Source organism: Vibrio aquaticus, from assembly GCF_003970385.1.
Taxonomy (GTDB): Bacteria; Pseudomonadota; Gammaproteobacteria; order Enterobacterales; family Vibrionaceae; genus Vibrio; species Vibrio aquaticus.
Genome location: NZ_RXZH01000206.1, coordinates 1 through 351, shown reverse-complemented (window position 1 = coordinate 351; position 351 = coordinate 1). Strand labels below are relative to the sequence as shown.

Annotated in this window: 2 tRNA genes; both read left to right on the top strand. The window is 47.6% G+C overall.

The features are described 5' to 3' along the window. Positions 1–12: 12 nt before the first annotated feature. Positions 13–87, top strand: a tRNA-Gln gene (locus EJ063_RS20800). A gap of 128 nt (positions 88–215) precedes the next feature. Then, a tRNA-Leu gene (locus tag EJ063_RS20795) sits at positions 216–300 on the top strand. Positions 301–351 lie beyond the last annotated feature (51 nt).

The following is a 351-nucleotide window of genomic DNA, read 5'->3' as shown; positions in this document are numbered from 1 at the left end:
TTAGAGCACTGCAGGTCTATCGCCAAGCGGTAAGGCAGCGGCTTTTGATGCCGCCATTCCCTGGTTCGAATCCAGGTAGACCTGCCACTATTTATAGGTTCAGTGGATAAACATCTTTTGATGCCTCATCTATTGTCCCTGGTTCGGCTCTAAGTAGCCTGCCATTACAACTTCATAACGCTTTTACCAATCAGCGATATGAATACAAAATTGATGCGGAAGTGGCGGAATTGGTAGACGCACCAGATTTAGGTTCTGGCGCCGCAAGGTGTGAGAGTTCAAGTCTCTCCTTCCGCACCATTCTTTAAGTCTCTTTAGTTAGAGCACTGCAGGTCTATCGCCAAGCGGTAA